Annotated in this window: 20 protein-coding genes, 1 tRNA gene and 4 pseudogenes; 8 read left to right on the forward strand and 17 right to left on the reverse strand. The window is 54.3% G+C overall.

From position 1 onward, the window contains the following. Nucleotides 1-19 precede the first annotated feature (19 nt). From DA792_RS19460 to DA792_RS19480, 5 genes and pseudogenes are all read left to right on the forward strand, one after another. Nucleotides 20-688 (forward strand): annotated as a pseudogene (locus DA792_RS19460) (RHS repeat-associated core domain-containing protein); the annotation flags it as partial. Beyond that, nucleotides 689-1,138 carry a hypothetical protein gene (locus DA792_RS19465; protein ID WP_107722202.1) on the forward strand — a complete coding sequence of 150 codons (450 nt, stop codon included), beginning with the start codon at nucleotides 689-691 and terminating at the stop codon, nucleotides 1,136-1,138. Between the two features lie 16 nt (nucleotides 1,139-1,154). Further along, complete coding sequence (locus DA792_RS22340; RefSeq protein WP_159075335.1) at nucleotides 1,155-1,517, forward strand: hypothetical protein; 363 nt, start codon at nucleotides 1,155-1,157, stop codon at nucleotides 1,515-1,517. Beyond that, nucleotides 1,435-2,598, forward strand: coding sequence for a polymorphic toxin-type HINT domain-containing protein (locus DA792_RS19475; RefSeq protein WP_107722206.1), 1,164 nt, complete (start codon nucleotides 1,435-1,437; stop codon nucleotides 2,596-2,598). The genes DA792_RS22340 and DA792_RS19475 overlap by 83 nt, the downstream gene beginning before the upstream one ends. Further along, a complete protein-coding gene (locus DA792_RS19480) occupies nucleotides 2,595-2,984 on the forward strand; it encodes a hypothetical protein (protein ID WP_107722209.1) in 390 nt (129 codons plus the stop codon). Before DA792_RS19475 ends, DA792_RS19480 begins: the two co-directional genes overlap by 4 nt. A 22-nt stretch (nucleotides 2,985-3,006) precedes the next feature. Here DA792_RS19480 and DA792_RS22345 read toward each other — a convergent pair whose 3' ends face one another. Beyond that, nucleotides 3,007-3,171 (reverse strand): hypothetical protein, encoded by a 165-nt coding sequence (locus DA792_RS22345; RefSeq protein WP_159075336.1) that lies wholly within the window; start codon nucleotides 3,169-3,171, stop codon nucleotides 3,007-3,009. Nucleotides 3,172-3,184: 13 nt separating this feature from the next. Between DA792_RS22345 and DA792_RS19485 the strand changes: the two genes are divergently transcribed. After that, a complete protein-coding gene (locus DA792_RS19485) occupies nucleotides 3,185-3,484 on the forward strand; it encodes a hypothetical protein (RefSeq protein ID WP_107722211.1) in 300 nt (99 codons plus the stop codon). Nucleotides 3,485-3,542: 58 nt separating this feature from the next. On the opposite strand, the pseudogene DA792_RS19490 reads toward DA792_RS19485, so the two are convergent. Continuing rightward, a pseudogene (locus DA792_RS19490) lies at nucleotides 3,543-3,998 on the reverse strand (transposase); the annotation flags it as partial. Between the two features lie 98 nt (nucleotides 3,999-4,096). On the opposite strand from DA792_RS19490, the pseudogene DA792_RS19495 reads away from it, so the two are divergent. Continuing rightward, nucleotides 4,097-4,246 (forward strand): annotated as a pseudogene (locus DA792_RS19495) (transposase); the annotation flags it as partial. On the opposite strand, the pseudogene DA792_RS19500 reads toward DA792_RS19495, so the two are convergent. After that, a pseudogene (locus DA792_RS19500) lies at nucleotides 4,245-4,844 on the reverse strand (IS3 family transposase); the annotation flags it as partial. The pseudogenes DA792_RS19495 and DA792_RS19500 sit on opposite strands and share 2 nt — an antisense overlap. Before the next feature lie 943 nt (nucleotides 4,845-5,787). On the opposite strand from DA792_RS19500, the gene DA792_RS19505 reads away from it, so the two are divergent. Then, on the forward strand, nucleotides 5,788-6,033 hold the full coding sequence (locus DA792_RS19505) for a hypothetical protein (RefSeq protein WP_107722215.1): 246 nt from the start codon (nucleotides 5,788-5,790) through the stop codon (nucleotides 6,031-6,033). Here DA792_RS19505 and rpsP read toward each other — a convergent pair whose 3' ends face one another. The 14 genes from rpsP to DA792_RS19575 all read right to left on the reverse strand — a co-directional run bounded on the left by rpsP (nucleotide 6,034) and on the right by DA792_RS19575 (nucleotide 15,749). Then, a complete protein-coding gene (gene rpsP, locus DA792_RS19510) occupies nucleotides 6,034-6,435 on the reverse strand; it encodes a 30S ribosomal protein S16 (RefSeq protein WP_107722217.1) in 402 nt (133 codons plus the stop codon). Between the two features lie 24 nt (nucleotides 6,436-6,459). After that, complete coding sequence (locus DA792_RS19515) at nucleotides 6,460-8,154, reverse strand: hypothetical protein (protein ID WP_107722219.1); 1,695 nt, start codon at nucleotides 8,152-8,154, stop codon at nucleotides 6,460-6,462. A gap of 526 nt (nucleotides 8,155-8,680) precedes the next feature. After that, nucleotides 8,681-8,755: transfer RNA gene (locus DA792_RS19520), tRNA-Phe, on the reverse strand. Nucleotides 8,756-8,945: 190 nt separating this feature from the next. Next, nucleotides 8,946-9,155, reverse strand: coding sequence for a DNA gyrase inhibitor YacG (locus tag DA792_RS19525; protein WP_107722221.1), 210 nt, complete (start codon nucleotides 9,153-9,155; stop codon nucleotides 8,946-8,948). Further along, nucleotides 9,152-10,192 (reverse strand): ribonuclease E/G, encoded by a 1,041-nt coding sequence (locus DA792_RS19530; RefSeq protein ID WP_107722223.1) that lies wholly within the window; start codon nucleotides 10,190-10,192, stop codon nucleotides 9,152-9,154. Before DA792_RS19530 ends, DA792_RS19525 begins: the two co-directional genes overlap by 4 nt. Next, nucleotides 10,189-10,767 (reverse strand): Maf family protein, encoded by a 579-nt coding sequence (locus DA792_RS19535; protein WP_107722225.1) that lies wholly within the window; start codon nucleotides 10,765-10,767, stop codon nucleotides 10,189-10,191. Before DA792_RS19535 ends, DA792_RS19530 begins: the two co-directional genes overlap by 4 nt. A gap of 22 nt (nucleotides 10,768-10,789) precedes the next feature. Continuing rightward, nucleotides 10,790-11,008 carry a translation initiation factor IF-1 gene (infA, locus tag DA792_RS19540; protein ID WP_009573923.1) on the reverse strand — a complete coding sequence of 73 codons (219 nt, stop codon included), beginning with the start codon at nucleotides 11,006-11,008 and terminating at the stop codon, nucleotides 10,790-10,792. 119 nt (nucleotides 11,009-11,127) lie between these two features. Beyond that, nucleotides 11,128-11,970 carry a nitrilase-related carbon-nitrogen hydrolase gene (locus tag DA792_RS19545; RefSeq protein ID WP_107722227.1) on the reverse strand — a complete coding sequence of 281 codons (843 nt, stop codon included), beginning with the start codon at nucleotides 11,968-11,970 and terminating at the stop codon, nucleotides 11,128-11,130. Continuing rightward, complete coding sequence (locus DA792_RS19550; protein WP_107722229.1) at nucleotides 11,967-12,554, reverse strand: GNAT family N-acetyltransferase; 588 nt, start codon at nucleotides 12,552-12,554, stop codon at nucleotides 11,967-11,969. The genes DA792_RS19545 and DA792_RS19550 overlap by 4 nt, the downstream gene beginning before the upstream one ends. Beyond that, a complete protein-coding gene (locus DA792_RS19555) occupies nucleotides 12,551-12,964 on the reverse strand; it encodes a ketosteroid isomerase-related protein (RefSeq protein WP_107722231.1) in 414 nt (137 codons plus the stop codon). The genes DA792_RS19550 and DA792_RS19555 overlap by 4 nt, the downstream gene beginning before the upstream one ends. A 10-nt stretch (nucleotides 12,965-12,974) precedes the next feature. Next, complete coding sequence (locus DA792_RS19560) at nucleotides 12,975-13,433, reverse strand: arsenate-mycothiol transferase ArsC (protein WP_107722233.1); 459 nt, start codon at nucleotides 13,431-13,433, stop codon at nucleotides 12,975-12,977. A gap of 5 nt (nucleotides 13,434-13,438) precedes the next feature. Then, the gene (locus DA792_RS19565) at nucleotides 13,439-13,915 is read right to left on the reverse strand and encodes a UPF0262 family protein (RefSeq protein ID WP_107722235.1); all 477 of its coding nucleotides are present in this window, start codon (nucleotides 13,913-13,915) and stop codon (nucleotides 13,439-13,441) included. Continuing rightward, on the reverse strand, nucleotides 13,908-15,221 hold the full coding sequence (gene hisD, locus DA792_RS19570) for a histidinol dehydrogenase (protein WP_107722237.1): 1,314 nt from the start codon (nucleotides 15,219-15,221) through the stop codon (nucleotides 13,908-13,910). Before hisD ends, DA792_RS19565 begins: the two co-directional genes overlap by 8 nt. 78 nt (nucleotides 15,222-15,299) lie before the next feature. After that, a complete protein-coding gene (locus DA792_RS19575; RefSeq protein WP_107722239.1) occupies nucleotides 15,300-15,749 on the reverse strand; it encodes a hypothetical protein in 450 nt (149 codons plus the stop codon). Nucleotides 15,750-15,776: the final 27 nt, after the last annotated feature.

Here is a 15,776-nt window from a genome sequence, read left to right on the forward strand (position 1 = left end):
CCGCTTCAACCTCAACGCGCGGTATTACGATCCGAGGTTGGGGCTGTTCATCCAACCCGACTGGCTCGATCCAACGCAGCCGGGTGTGGGGCTGAACAGGTTCGCCTATTCCGCTAATGATCCTGTGAATCTAAAGGATCCGGGCGGGAATGCGTCAGTATTCGGTGGGTTTGACTTAGATGCATCGTTAGCTGGCTATGGAGCAGGCATTTCTGTTGATGTTGCAGTTTCTCTCCACTTCAACGAAAACGGAAATCTGGAACTTCAAACTGGGTTTGTTGTCAGCCCCAAAGTGACTGCCCGTACAGCACTTCAAGCAGCAGATGAATCGCTAACGCCGTTAGAAGAAGTAATTGTGAGCGCTGATACAGGTGTAACTGCTTCCGTTACAATGGGAGTATCTGCGGGACTTGGCGATACTCCTTCTACCGTTGAAGCAATGGCTGGAACCTCTGCTGAAATAGGGCTTACTGTTCTGGGAATGACCGGGAATATATCGGCTTCAGATAACGATATCTATGGTGTTTCGTTAGGGGTTGCTGGAGGACATGGCCTGAACGCTGACGTCAAGGTTGATTCCACTGTATTGGGTCTTGAAAAACACGAGATACAGATGTCGGACACATCTCCAACAAGTTCAAAAGCGAAGCGACAAGAGCAGAAGCAAGATGATGAGAGAGAACGATAAATGAGAAGTCGTTTCTTGCGGGTTAAGTGCAAAGTAAATTGTATCTTGGGAAGGTATTCAATACCACTGAGGGATATTGATCCACGGTTGTTGGGGGTAGGTAACGTACAGCTCAATCATATGTTGCGCCAGCACATCCACTCAGTTTCATTTGAAATGTTCCTTCTCCGTTTGAGCCGTCACACTGCCTATATTACGGATGAGAAGACCCCTAAACTACGCGTACAGCCCGCTGCCTATTTTGCAGAGGCGATGCTATACTTTATCGTTGGTTGGACCTGTGCTGCAATTATGGTGAAGGTTGAAGGAGGTTTGTGGTCGGATAGCTTCCTTATGCTTGCTTGCTCCTGCCTTATGGCGATAACTTATGTCTGCATATTTATTTTTGCCTCTAAAAAACTGCTCAAAAATTGTGAAACTTTTCTCAAATTCAAGGCATCGGAACTGTGACGTTTCAATCGCGGACGTGCGCCGGGTGAACGGGGCGGTGGAATACCTGCACAAGGATCAACTCGGCTCGGTCAAACTGATCACCGCCGCAGACGGCAGCCTCGTCAAAACCTCCACCTACGCGCCCTTTGGTGAGGCTTTTGACGAGATGCTCAGCCTCACCCGTGCCGACGAGACCAAGGGCAACACCTGCGAACGCTATGACGCCGACGCGGGCCTGTTCAGCTGGGGAAACGCTCCCCCGGAGCCTTTCCTGATCCCGCTTCAACCTCAACGCGCGGTATTACGATCCGAGGTTGGGGCTGTTCATCCAACCCGATTGGCTCGATCCAACGCAGCCGGGGGTTGGGTTGAACAGGTATGCGTATTCCGCGAATGATCCGGTGAATTTGCGCGATCCGAAGGGGAATGCGTTCTGGTTCGCCGCGATTGCCGTCTACAAAGTGGCCAGTGTCGCAATCGCTGCCTATGACACTTACCAAACCGTGAAAGCGCTTGCGAACGGAGAAATGACCGCAGGCCAGTTGGCAAAGACTGTGGCAATTGATGCGGTTGTTGGTGCCACGGTTGGAAAAGGAGCCGCGAAGCTTCTCAAGCAATGCTCTTTCGACGGCGCGACGCTTGTGGCGACACAGGAGGGCTTGTTTCAAATCCAGAATATTCGTCCAGGCATGTCGGTTCTGTCTGGCGACCCCGTCTCGGGTGAGACCAGCTATCAGACCGTGTTGGACCAATATTCCAACAGCTATGACAAGACCGTGTACATCACCTACGCGGGTGAGGCCGGGAACGAGCAGATCACCTCCAACACGATCCACCCGTTCTTCGTGGTTTTTGCTGATGGCGAACTCCGTTTGACTCCGCAAGCGTCCGAGGGGCATGTATATGAAGGGCCGATCAAAGGGGGTGCTTGGGTTGATGCAGCCCACCTACGCCCCGGAAATCATCTGCGTGGACCGGATGGAACATTGCGAGAGGTTCTTGCCGTCGAGATCGTGGATAAACCGCTCACGGCTTACAACCTCTCCGTCACTCAAACTGAGACTTTCTTTGTCGGGCGAGATGGGGTCTGGGTCCACAATTGCCGCATACCCAAGAAGCCCGTAGAGACTTACGATGTTGGTGAATATAATGACCTCAAATCAAGCGCCCAAGTTGGAGACAATCTAGAACATCACCACGTAGGGCAACAGGCTAAGATGGGGGAGCTGGTTGAGGGGTACGATTATGGCTCTGCTCCGGCGATAGAATTGCCGAAGAGTGAGCATGCTGCGGTAACGGCGGCTCAACGTGCTCGAGGGAACGCGCCAGCAGCAACTGCTCGAGATCAATTGGCACAAGACGCGCGTGATCTTCGGAATGAAACGAACGCACCGAATTCATCTATTCAGGAGGTGATTGACAAAAGTAAAGATAAATATCCAGAGACGCGGCGAGACCAAAGGGATAGAGGGAGATGAAAATGCAATATACTAGAGAGCGCTTCGCTATGGACTTACGCCACGAAAGCGTTGATCGCTTAGTGGACACCTATGAGGAAACTCTTCGCAATCCGCCGGGTAGAAAGCCTGCGTCACAGCTTGTCAGGCTATCCAAATGGTACTCTTCACTAGATGAGGAACAACAACAGACTTGCCAGCTACTGATGGAGTATATTGCAGAGGCCTCTCTTTTCTCTACATTAGCTGCTCTCGATGGCGCATCTCTTCTTAGTGAAGACCTGCGCGGTGCAGATGTCCGCTTGACCATAGTTAAAGGTGATGATGAGCTCTTGATCTCAAGCAGTGAACATGGCGCAGATTTTGAATACGATCTACATGAATTGATGTTTCCTACACCAGATTAGCGGAACTCCGGAGATGCGCATATCACAAAGAGAGAGCTGCGTTGCTCATTAGATTAGCCCGCAACCGCCGCCCCTTCGCCCCACTCCCCTCACAGGCCACAATCTCCAACTCCTGTGCCAACACCCCGCGCAGCACGTCTTTCACAACAAACGGCTCCACCCCGAGGTCGATCAGCGCATAGGCCATATCCGCAGAGTCGGTGCACTACCTGCACAAGGACCAGTTCGGCTCGGTCAAACTGATCACCGCCGCAAATGGCAGCCTCGTCAAAACCTCCACCTACGCGCCCTTTGGTGAGGCTTTTGACGAGATGCTCAGCCTCACCCGTGCCGACGAGACCAAGGGCAACACCTGCGAACGCTATGACGCCGACGCGGGCCTGTTCAGCTGGGGAAACGCTCCCCCGGAGCCTTTCCTGATCCCGCTTCAACCTCAACGCGCGGTATTACGATCCGAGGTTGGGGCTGTTCATCCAGCCCGACTGGCTCGATCCAACTGAAGCGGTCCTGCATTTTAGGACAGTTTTGCGGCTTGGCTAAGATGCATCTGGTGTGTGTTCATGCCGCTTTTCGTGTTTCACTTTGGCCGAAGTATGCCGCGTCTGGCGAGCGTTTGTCGAGAGCGGTGTGAGGCCGTTCGCTGCTGTAGAACCCTATCCAGTTATCAATGATCCGTTTTGCTTGGAAACCGTCGGTAATTTCATGCAGGTAAACGGCCTCCTGCTTCAGTGACCGCCACAGCCGTTCGATGAATATGTTGTCCATGCATCGACCGCGCCCATCCATCGAGATGCACACCCCGGCCTCGGTCAGGGTTGTGATCCAGGCCGATCCGGTGAACTGGGAACCTTGATCTGTGTTCATGATCTCAGGCGGTCCGAACTTTCCGATGGCATCCTTCAGCGCTTCTACGCAGAAGTCGGCATGCATCGTATTCGATAGCCGCCAGGTCAAAACCTTACTGGTCGCCCAATCCATGATCGCCACCAGATACAGGAAGCCTGTTTTTGACGGGAATATAGGTTCTTTAATTGATTATCTGCGCTCGTTGGACGTGTCACGGTTTGATGCCGCTCCTTTGATAGCCTTTACTGGAACAAAGGAGACTGACTATGGGACTGAAACGGACGGACGAATTTCGCCAAGATGCGGTGCGTATTGCGCTGACCAGTGGGTTGACGCGCAAGCAGGTGGCTGATGATCTGGGCGTTGGCATGTCGACGCTGAACAAATGGATCACAGCACATCGAGACACGAAGGTGTTCGCACGACCGATATGCCGTTCTGACGCATCAAGCGGCCTACGCGGCGGTGCCCAACATCCAAGCCAATTTCCTTCAGCTCCTCCGTCATCCGTGGTCGACCGTAACTGCCCAGGCTGAGACGAGACTGTTCTTTGATATGCGCCAACGTCACCATATCAGATCGCTGCCTGAGGCTGGCTGGCCGACTGCGGAACGCACGCAAACCGCGCATGCTGACATCCATAACCTGACACAGGCGCGCTGCCGGAAACACATCCCGGTGTTCTTCGACGAACCTAAACCTCACGGCTTTTGGCTCGCGAAGAACTGCGTTGCTTTTTTTAGGATGTCCCGCTCCTCCTTGAGGATGCGAACCTCGCGCCGAAGCCGGTCATTCTCTTGTGCGAGGCTTAAATCCTCTTTCGACACCACATCTGTGTCTCTGTGCGCCGTGATCTTTCGCATGTTCGCTCGAACCAATGGCGCACACATGCTCAATGTTCAGCGTCGACATCCCAACGCCAAGGTCATCGGCCACCTGCTTACGCGTCAGCCCGCTGGTCAGCGCGATACGAACCGCATCTTGGCGGAATTCGTCCGTCCGTTTCAGTCCCATAGTCAGTCTCCTTTGTTGCAGTAAATGCTATCAAAGGGGCGGCATCAAACTGCGACAGGTCCAAGGGATAAGCTGCGTCAGCCCTGGCCTGATCACCCGTTTGCTACCCTTAGAAGGATCCGAGCCCAAATGTCTCGAGCCACCAAGAACTCAAGACGTACTGGTTGAAATGCTACCCCAATGATACCCATCCCCTTGCGTCGAAAGTCTTTGCTGTACGATCCTGCGTGCTCCCCCAAGCGGACGATATGCGTCCTGTTGCTCTCGTCTTAAATTCATTAGAAAACTGTTCGCAAGCAAGCACCGACCAAAAATTATGCAACGCCCTACTTATCGTTTAACCTACGTCAGCAGACTACATCTTGTGGCAACTGCGCGTGCGTGATACAATGAATAAGCACAAGCCTTTCATAGAAATGTAAGGGACAATAGTGAATTATCAGATACGGCAGAATGCTGGCCCCAAAGAAACGGTTTATCAATTTGGCAGGCTCAGCATTGAGGAACGGCAGTGCGTTGATCGCGCCCATCGATTGATTTGGAATTTCGTTACGCAAAATCCTCCACCGTTTAACTTAACTGGCCTCGTGGCTGACACTGGAATGATATTCGAAGACCCGATCCCGCCAACGGACTACCACGGATCCATTGATGGAGCGTGGATTTGGTCCAATAAGAAAGCCTATTTTCGATTCAGAATTATCATCTCAAAAGGCAAACTTGACACATGGGAATATGGTCGGGGACCTCATCCAAAAGATCTAAGTCTTTCTAGAATCGACCCTATTGGAAAGCTAGAGGCGGCTCGGGGCTAGACATGGCGAAGCGGACAAAAATTAGACTTGTACATAGCTCCGCTGGATCAAAGCCTTCACTCACTCCAAGCATCTTGCTCGATGCGCCCCCGAAAGTAAGATCAGGCGGCCTTTTCAGCGAGGCAACCATGCCAGATATCGAAGATGATGCCATTAGTGATCCTGACACTTTTTTTACACTTCCAGACGTTATTTCGCTGGCAAACGAACAAGTTCAAATTGGAAACTTACAGATATTGGCCAACAAAACCGGCCTTGAACCGAACGAAATACTAGGAATACTGAAAGTAATACGAAAAGCTGACATCAAACGCCTTCAGATACTTAGGCTAGCGTTTGGCGTTCATCGAGCGACCGCAGGCCCTGATTCTTAGCTACCTAACCAAACCAGCTAAAGTGCTTTTTATTCCTTGTAGCTCAGCGTCTGTAAGTTCGGCTTGTTTCACAAAGGGATTTGCGCGGATCTCGCCGCCTTTTTCCTGAGCTCTCTTTTTAGGAGCACCCTTTTGCGGGTTAAATCGCTGCTTTTTCTTAATCAAGCCTGCATCAGCCAAAATGCGGGCAACTCGGTCGGTTGGTTGCGCCCCGCACTCCAACCAAAATGATACACGGTCCAGATCCAACTCAACCCTATTCGAAGGTTTCAACATTGGATCATAGGTACCCAACTTTTCAATGAACTTTCCGTCGCGGGGACTTCTGCTATCAGCTGATACAATCCAATAGAACGGCCTTTTTTTCGCCCCTCTTCTTGCAAGTCGAAGTTTCACTGCCAATGTAACGCTCCCATAAATCCAAGCCTAATCATTTCTGACCACCCCGACGGCTGCTGTGGGCGGACCGGCATCGAGGCAACCTAGCGCCTTTAGTTGTGCCGCTCGTAGTTTAGAGCTGTTTGCTATGCTCTGCAAAGCTTCATCGACCACTTGCAGTATGACGGGATGATCACGGCCCATCTCTCGCAACACGCCAACAGCGGGCCTAAGCAGTCCGGACGGCAAGCATTCAAATATGCGCATGACCTCCTGAAGGCCAAGTTCACCAAAAAGCTCTGCATCTTCAGACTTCCATGTTCCCCCCTTAGCAGCGTCGACTACCGCCGACATGGGGTTTCTATTCTTCTGATACTCCCTAAATTGTTTATCGAGTGCATCTTTAAGCCCACTATCGAGGTCCTCTGGCAAGAAATGGTGGTTAGATAAGTTGAAAAACTCGGGGCCCTGATCATCGTTTTTCGAGATATAAAGCTCGATAAGTTCGTCGGATCCCTGCTCCACACCACAACCCCTCAGAAGCTTGACCGTATTGTTAATATCTTCCGAATTAATTGTATTGACCTCCGCCTTTGCTGCGGAAAGTAACTCATTCAAAAAAATCCCTTCATCTTCCACCAAAGGGCCGCTGTAAAATTTTTCCCATACCTGATCGAAACTGCTTGCATCCTGTTCAGTAGCTTCCTCAAATTTCTGAGCGGCGTGAAGGATATCTTCGCCTCGCCAGATCCCAGTCTCCACCGCATCGATAAGCTGTACATCCAAAGGGTTTGACCCGTAGAACGGGTAGCCGTCGAGCCGGTCGCGGAGTCTCAACTGCGGCGATTGGCGCATCCTACTAGACTCTGCCATTGCCGCTGTAATATGGCTGTAACCTTTAAGTGAGCTCAAACTCGGCGAGCTTTTCGGTTCGTGTACAGCCCATCCGGCGAGTGTTACAGTCGCGATTGCTCGATCCATTGTGTTGTCACGGCATCCACTAAGCACTTGAATTGTTTTGTCTGCAAGCTTCTCTATCTTCTTAATAACCCGGATGTTTGTAATCTTCAGCTGAACGACTCTGTTACGCAAGAATCTGAATGAAGCCGTTTCGGCTGACAGGGCAATGTCGGCAGCTTCAGCGGGCGTGAGTTCAAAGTCAATGCGATGATCAGCTACTTTCTCAAGCTGAAGCTCAAAATCGTCCTTATGTAAGTACTGCTCATCGTTCAGGAGCATCACCACCTTGCACTCCCGTTCCTCTTTTAGCAGAGAGACAAGACCCATTACCTCGTTCGCAGTAAGTCCCGAACCCGATCTCTCCAGGTCATCAAGGCAAATTATTTGCCGACGGACCAACATGAATGCAGACCGCGAAAGCATGGCGCCAATATCTGCTCTATTGAAGATTGTCGCAGCAAACTTCCCGAGTTTCTCCAGCACCTTTGCATTGCGAGAGCTCTTAATGAGCTTCTCCAATGATGCTTCATCAGGCTTGGCTTCAATATTTTCTACTGTGTTCTCGAATATGCAATACTTAACATCTTCGATAGAATTGGCTCCAAATAACGAGACATACGAGTATGGCTCCAACCCTACCCCGCCTTCACGGGCTGAAGACGCAAGAAACGTCCTCCACGCATGTGTCTTTCCGACACCCCACTTCCCAGTGATACACAACACCTCCGGAATGTCTGTCGAGAGAAAGCCTTCAATCTCTTGTTTAATAGCGTCAAGCGACAATGCAAATCACCTCAAGCAATCTTCTAGAATTTCGCAATGTTGCAGCTTCAAGACATCCCTCTACCTGTGGCATAAGAAAAAATGCCTTCGCAGATAATTTCAGTGACGAGCTAAACCCCGAAAACTGAAATCCGATTTTGTATCTCGGTCAAGTCAAAAGTCCACTCCCAGGCAGTTCAAGTCAAAAGTTCAGTGCTCTAGCCGACTACATCATTTCACCTGATTCACAGCAAGCGAAGCCCCCACGGTCTGCGCACCAATAGTGAATAGCTGCAAGACACACACACGGGTATGTCGCTGCAAATTGCCTTGACACGACACATGCCACCTAAATTTGTCCCTGACGCGGCTTGTCCGCCCATCTTATCATCGGCTTCCGTTGCGGCGCATGCCTTGTCATCTTACCTACTGAGTTCGGTAGGTAGACCTTTGGCGCTAATTGCTACCCCAATGATACCCAGCAAGGCACGGGCAAGAACGCACAACAGGAACCACTTCTCCAACTCATTGATATTTTTAGAATTAATGGTGCCCAGGGGCGGAATCGAACCACCGACACGAGGATTTTCAATCCACTGCTCTACCCCTGAGCTACCCGGGCACCGGAGAACGACGTGTCGTTCGGGTAGCGGGTTTCTAGTCGGAGGGGGCGGGACTGTCCAGAGGGAAAGTGAAGTTTCTAAAGCGTCTCTTTAAAAAACTATCTTTGGGATTTTGCTCTCTGTGCGCGCAAGGCGGAGCAGCGGCTCAGACCTCGCGATATCCCTGCCTCAGCGCGAAGATGGGAAGCATTATGAGTGATGCTTTTTGGCCTCATTCGCCTCAGAAGTCCGCAGCATCTCGTCCAAGGCTTCGGCAATTTCTTCGGGGTCTTCCTCGCGCCCTGAGGGGACGGTATAGGTGCCATTCATCCAGCGGCCAAGGTCGATGTCGGCGCAGCGTTTGGAGCAAAACGGGCGGTATTTGGTGACCGCCTCGCCTTTGCAGATCGGACAGCTCATGCGAGCACCTGTGTCAGCGGCACGCGGGTGCGTTTCTTTTGGATTTCGAAATGGCCCAGCGGGGTCCATCCGGCCAAAACCGTGTCATTGCCATCGGATTTGAATGCGGCTTTGAGGGCTTGCTCAAATGGCAGACGGTCTTTTTTAGGCATCGGGGCCAAATCAATGGTGATCTGCCCGGCCAATCCGCGCAGGCGAAGTTGCCGCGGCAAGTCGCGGGCAAGAGCGATATTGGCTTTGGTGCCCGCCGCAGGAGAGAAGTCGCCGCCGGTGTTCACGTCAATCGCGACCAGAGCGCGGGTCGGTTCGATATAGGCCGACGCGCCGGATTTGAGCGGGACGCGTGGGTCAAGTGCTGCGTCAATCAATTCATGTACGCCGTGATTGTCGAGCGCCTGTTCGCTGTCGTCCAACACGTCAGCCTCGGGCCAATCCCGCCAAGCGACCTCCCAGGCATCCGGCCCATCGACCAGCAATTCGGGCGCGCCGGGCAGGTCCGCCAGAACGGCCTCGGCCAGCGCGCGCATGGCAGAGATGTCTTCGGCAACGGCCTCGTCCACGGCACCTTCACAGGCAGAGCGCAGGATCAAGCCAAGCGTCTCATCCGCACCATCCATGCCCTCGGAGGCCAGTTCATGCAGCCGGATCAGCGCCTCGTCATCCGAGATTTGGCGCGAGATGTTCAGGCCGGGGGCCTCCGGCGTGATGATCGCATATTTCGATTTGAACAACAGCCGCGTCAGCACCGGCACGGCCTTGCCGGGTTCGGCAATATGGCTGACTTGGACCAACATCGGCGCGCCGGGTTTGAGGCCCTTGTTGCCCCGCAGATAGGCCTGTTCGCCATTCGGCAGGTCCAACAATGCACCGCCCATGCCTTTTAAAGACCGACCGCCTTTGGCGCGAAAAATCGCACCGGGAGCAGGAGGGGCGTCTTCGCCCGCATCGACGATCAGGTCTTCCAACCGACCGTCCACAATCCATGCGGCGGCCTTTTGTCCGTTGATCTCGCCAAGCGCAATCACACTGCCAATCATCGCGGGTCTCCATAAACGGGATAGCCCGCCGTCATCAAAAGGGTTGCGGTTTCTGCCACGGGCAGGCCCATCACGGCCGAATAGCTGCCCTGAATCCAAGGAATAAACGCGCCGGCGGGCCCCTGAATGCCATAGCCACCCGCTTTGCCGCGCCAATCATTGCTGTTGAGGTAGCTGTTCAATTCGACATCAGACAGGCGTTTCATTTTCACGGTGGTGACCACATCGGCCTCCCATACGCGATCGCCATAGGCCACCGCCACAGCGGTAATCACTTTGTGACGCCGCCCAGACATGGCCAAAAGAAATTCGGCACATTCTTTTTCATCCACGGGTTTGCCCATGATCCGCCGCCCAAGGGCCACAGTGGTGTCGGCGCACAGGACGATTTCGTCCTCGGCCCGTGGCACCGCCATCGCTTTTTCTCGGGCCATGCGCGCGCAATAGGGGCGCGGCAATTCGGCAGGATGCGGGTCTTCGTTGATGTCGGGGGAACGCACGTCAAAGGGGACAAGTCCCAGCTGCGCCAGAAGCTCTTTCCGGCGCGGGCTGGCTGAACCGAGGATCAGTTTCATAGGGGACCCGTTGAACCCGCGTTTAACGGAAACGGTAATTGATCCGACCCTTGGTCAGATCGTAGGGGGTCATTTCGACCTGAACTTTGTCGCCTGCGAGAACGCGGATGCGGTTCTTGCGCATTTTGCCTGCCGTGTGAGCGATGATCGTATGGCCGTTTTCCAGCTCGACCAGGAATGTCGCGTTCGGCAGGAGTTCCTTAACGACACCGGGAAATTCGAGCATTTCTTCCTTGGCCATGTTCACTCCATAGTTGTTTCACCCGTCAGTATACGGGCGACGCAGTAAATGCGCCTTTAACAGCCGCTTTTCAAGGTGGATTTCGCGTTATTTCAGCACAAGGGGGGTACAATCCCACGTCAAAGCGATGGATTCGCTCTCCGGCCAGTGGTCTGGGACACTGACATGCGTGTCTTTGCGCCCGGCACCGAGTCGGAGCTCAAGCCCATCCAAAATGGCAAAGCCCGGCACATTGCGCGGACCATGGGCCAAAACGCCATCATCGGGGCACCAAGGTCGGGAGCACAAAACACCCGTGCCTGACCCAGATTGACGTCGATCACCTCGCATCGCGTGACCTCGCCAACGAGGGGCGCCATCGCAACCAAAACCTGCCCCTCAAGCGCCCGCGCGCGACAGCCGATCTCAACCCGTCTCGCCCCCTGTTCGGTGTCGGTACAGGACGGGACCAAAAGGATCTCCGCGCCTGCCTCGACATATCGGCGCGCCAAGAGCGGAAATTCACTGTCATAACAGATCAACACGGCGATTTTGCCAAAGCGCGTGTCGATCACCGGGCCGGGGCGGCCCGCAGCCATCTTGAGGGCGCGCTCATAGGGGGTGGGCATGTGTTTTTCGACGAAGACTTCGCCTTCGGGGGCGCAAAACAGCGCGCGGTTCACGACTGTGTTGCCGGAGTCAGCAAAGCCCGATCCGCCCAAAATTGTCGCTCCGGTCTCTGCGACCAGCGTCCTGATGCCGTCGCAATAGCGTGCAAAATGATCCGCGCCCCGGCGCATCCAATCCTGTGCATCCAATGACACACCGCCATAAAACGCCGCTTCCAATGCGGCATATTCGGGGAAGATCACCAATGTGTCACGATCGGCTTTGACCTCAGCTAAGGCTGCGCGGTAGCGGTCCAGCCAAAGGTCCGGTGCGTCATGCCAGACGGGAGTCCATGTTGCGGCGATCAATCTCATAGGGCTTTCCCCCAAAATTGCAGGCGCTTTTGCGTCGACTGCGCCTGATCCACATCCTTCCAGTTAAATTCCGCCACAACTCCGGGCAAAGGCGCATAGCCGCGTCCGCGCCAAAACGTGTCATGGCTGCGCGTATCTTTGGGGCGCAGCGGGTGATTATCTGGGCGGATCACTGAACAAAAAGCCGAAGTGGCATAGCCCAGATCGCGGGCATGGGATTCGCGGGCGTCAAAGAACCTGTGCCCCGCGCCTTGGCCACGGTAGCCGTCCAAAAGCACAGATTCGGCGCAATAGAACACCTGATCAAAGGACAGTTCACTGGTGGCAAAGGCCTTTGCGAAATCATCGGCGTGATCCAACAAGGGCGATCCGGTGGAGGCCCCGACCAAACGATCACCGTCGAACGCCGCGACTAAAACCGCGCGGGGATTGTCCACATAGCTGGCCAGATAGCTGCGCTCGTAGGCCAGCGATCCGTCATAAAGATAGGGCCAGTCGCGAAACACCGTGATCCGCAGCTGCGCCAAATCATCCAAAGCGGTCGTCACATCCGGCCCGCGCAGGGTGCGGTAGGTCAGGCTCATGACACTTGTGCGACCCAATCGGCGGCATTGTAATAGACGGAAATCCGGGCGATTTTCCCATCTTTCAGGCTGAAAAACGCGCCCGCAGGTAAGTCGTAGGCCTGCCCATGTGCCTCTGGATAGCCCTCCGCGGTCTTGAGATATGTGCCCAAAACCCGGAACTCTGCTGCGGCGCGCGTGCCGTCCTCAGAGGCAAACAGCACCATATCTACAAGGCGTTCGGAATAGGCGGTGTCCATCACGTCAAGAAATGCCGCAAAGGCCGCTTTGCCGGTCTCGGCCTCGCCTTGGTTGATGTGATGCACCACATCGTCGGTCAGGCAATCAAGCATCGCGGCGTGATCCTGCGCGGCAAAGGCGGCGTAATAACGGGTCAAAAGCGCAAGTGTGGCGTCTTGTGCAGCAGACATTTGAAGTCCTTTAAGATGATTGGGACGGACCAAACCGGGCCAGCATTCTGGCCGAGATTTGATCGCGAGCTTGGCGGTAGGCGTCGAGTTTGGCCTCACGGGTTTCACCGATTCCAGTGGGGTCCATGATCGGCCAATATTCGACGTCCAGATGATAAAATCTTGTAAGTTCAAGTGCTTGCCTCTGAGAGGCCGGAGACAGTGCGATCACAAGGTCATAGGAGGAAATGTCATCGCCCCAGTCTTTAAGGTCATCGAAAGACCGGGCCCGGTGGCGGTGCAGTTCGACCCCGATTTCATCACAGACCGCAACGGAAAACCCATCGACCTCAAGATCGGAATGCACGCCTGCCGATTGGACATAGATCAATCCGGGGTAAAACTTCTTCATCAACCCCTCCGCCATAGGCGAGCGGACCGCGTTGTGATCGCAACAGAACAAAACCGAATGCGGGAGGTCTGTCGCCATGCTGCCTATCCCCAATGCAAAACACAAATCAGGGTGAAGAGCCGCCGGGCTGTGTCGATGTCGACCTCGGCCTTGCCCTCAAGCCGCTCTTGCAACACCCGCGCACCTTCGTTGTGAATGCCGCGCCGGGCCATGTCGATGGCCTCGATCTGGCTGGGGGGCATCTTTTTGACCGCGTCGAAATAGCTTTCACAGATTTGGAAATAATCTTTGACCACCTGCCGAAACGGGCCAAGTGAGAGGTGAAATTCCGCAGCTTTATCACCGCTCTCTGAGGTCAGATCAAACACCAGACGGCGTTCGCGAATGGCCAAAAGCAAGTTGAACGGACCTGCGGGCACTGTGCGATCATCGCGTGCGGGGAGGGCAAAGCTGTTGTCTTCCAACAGGTCGAAAATCGCAACTTTACGCTCTTGTTCGATCTCAGGCGTCGGTGGGGCAAGCCCAGCCTCGTCAATCTCAACAGATAAAAGTTTACTCATTGCCACCCTCATTCAACCGATCAAGCCGCGCTTGCACTGACAATCCGTGCGCCTCAAGGCTTTCAGATGTCGCCAATCGTACCGCCGCCGGGCCAATCGCCGCCAAAGCGGCTGGAGACATCTTGGCCAAGGTTGTCCGTTTGAGAAAGTCCAAAACCGACAATCCCGACGAAAACCGCGCCGAACGCGCCGTGGGCAGGACGTGATTTGGCCCGCCAACATAGTCGCCAATGGCTTCTGGAGTGAAAGCGCCTAGGAAAATTGCCCCGGCATGGGTGACTTTGGCGGACAGAGCATCCGGGTCTTCGACGCAAAGTTCGAGGTGTTCGGGGGCAAAGCGATCAGAGAGTTGAGCGGCCTCATCCAAATCGCGGGTGGTGATCACCACGCCGAAATCCTCCCATGACTTGCCCGCAATCTTACGCCGTTCCAAGGTTTCAAGCCGCTTTTCAACGGCTGCTGTGACGGATTGGGCGAATTTGGCGTCATCTGTGATCAGGATCGCCTGCGCGCTTTCGTCATGCTCGGCTTGCGATAGCAAATCGACCGCGATCCAGTCGGGATCGTTGTGCTTGTCTGCGATCACCAAGATTTCAGAGGGACCGGCGATCATGTCGATGCCAACCTTGCCGAACACCCGGCGTTTGGCGGCCGCGACAAAGGCATTGCCCGGCCCGGTGATTTTATCGACGGGGGGAATGGTTTTGGTCCCGTAAGCCAGCGCTGCAATCGCTTGCGCGCCGCCGATCCGGTAAATTTCGTCAACACCCGCAATACGCGCCGCCATCAGGACCAAGGGGTTCACAACGCCATCGGGGGTTGGCACGGTGATGCACAGACGCGGCACACCCGCAACTTTCGCGGGGATCGCATTCATCAAGACCGAAGACGGGTAAGAGGCCACGCCGCCGGGCACATAAAGCCCCGCCGCAGATACGGCCGACCAGCGCCAGCCTAAAGTGGCCCCGTCCGGGTCGGTCCAGAGCGCATTTTCCGGCATTTGACGGACGTGATAGGCGCGGATACGCTCGGCGGCGAGTTCCAAGGCGGCTTTGTCGGCTGGTGAGACCTGCGCGCAATACCCTGCGATCTCGTCATCCGAAAAACGCATCGTCTCGGGCGTGAGGTCCAGCCGATCAAACTTGGACGTCAGTTCCAACACCGCCAGATCGCCTCGCGCCCGCACGTCGGCAATGATCCCGGCCACGATGTCATCCACATCGGGGCTGTCTTCGCGCTTCATCGTCAAAATGGTGGCAAAGCGGGTCTCGAAGTCGGGGTCCGTGGTGGACAGAAACTGGGGCATGTCGGTCTCCTTCGGAACACGGCATACCCCGGCTTGCGCGGCGGCTCAAGCGCCTCCGGCATGCCTGTCCTGTCTGACTTAGTAGCGGAACGTATCCTTCGCGATATAGATATTGAATTTTGGCTTTTCGGTCTTTCCCGGTGTCGGGGTGTCGGTGATGTAACAATTGGCAGGTTCACCAACATGTTCGTTCTTTTGATTCGAGTTTTTGAGGATGGAGAAGAAGCTCAAATCTTTCACGATCACCTTATCATCCATGGAGATACGGCCGGCATGCAATGCCTTTTTTGACAGTCTGAATGGGATGCTGCCGCCAGAGCTTGAATACCCGCCGCAGACCACGAGAAAGCCGTTTGAATTGTAGATTTCCCAGCGGATAAGAGTCATCCCACGGGGCTCCCAATTCAACGTATACATGCCAAAATCTTTGTCGATGGCTTCGACGCCAGTGATGTCTTTGGCGAGGCTCGGCTGAGAGAGTGCGGCAAAGCCAAGAGCGCAGGCGAGCGCGAGTGTGATCCGTTTCATGAAGTGGCCTTTCAAAAGAATGAGCAA

The sequence above is a fragment of the Celeribacter baekdonensis genome, from assembly GCF_003047105.1.
Lineage (GTDB): Bacteria > Pseudomonadota > Alphaproteobacteria > Rhodobacterales > Rhodobacteraceae > Celeribacter > Celeribacter baekdonensis_B.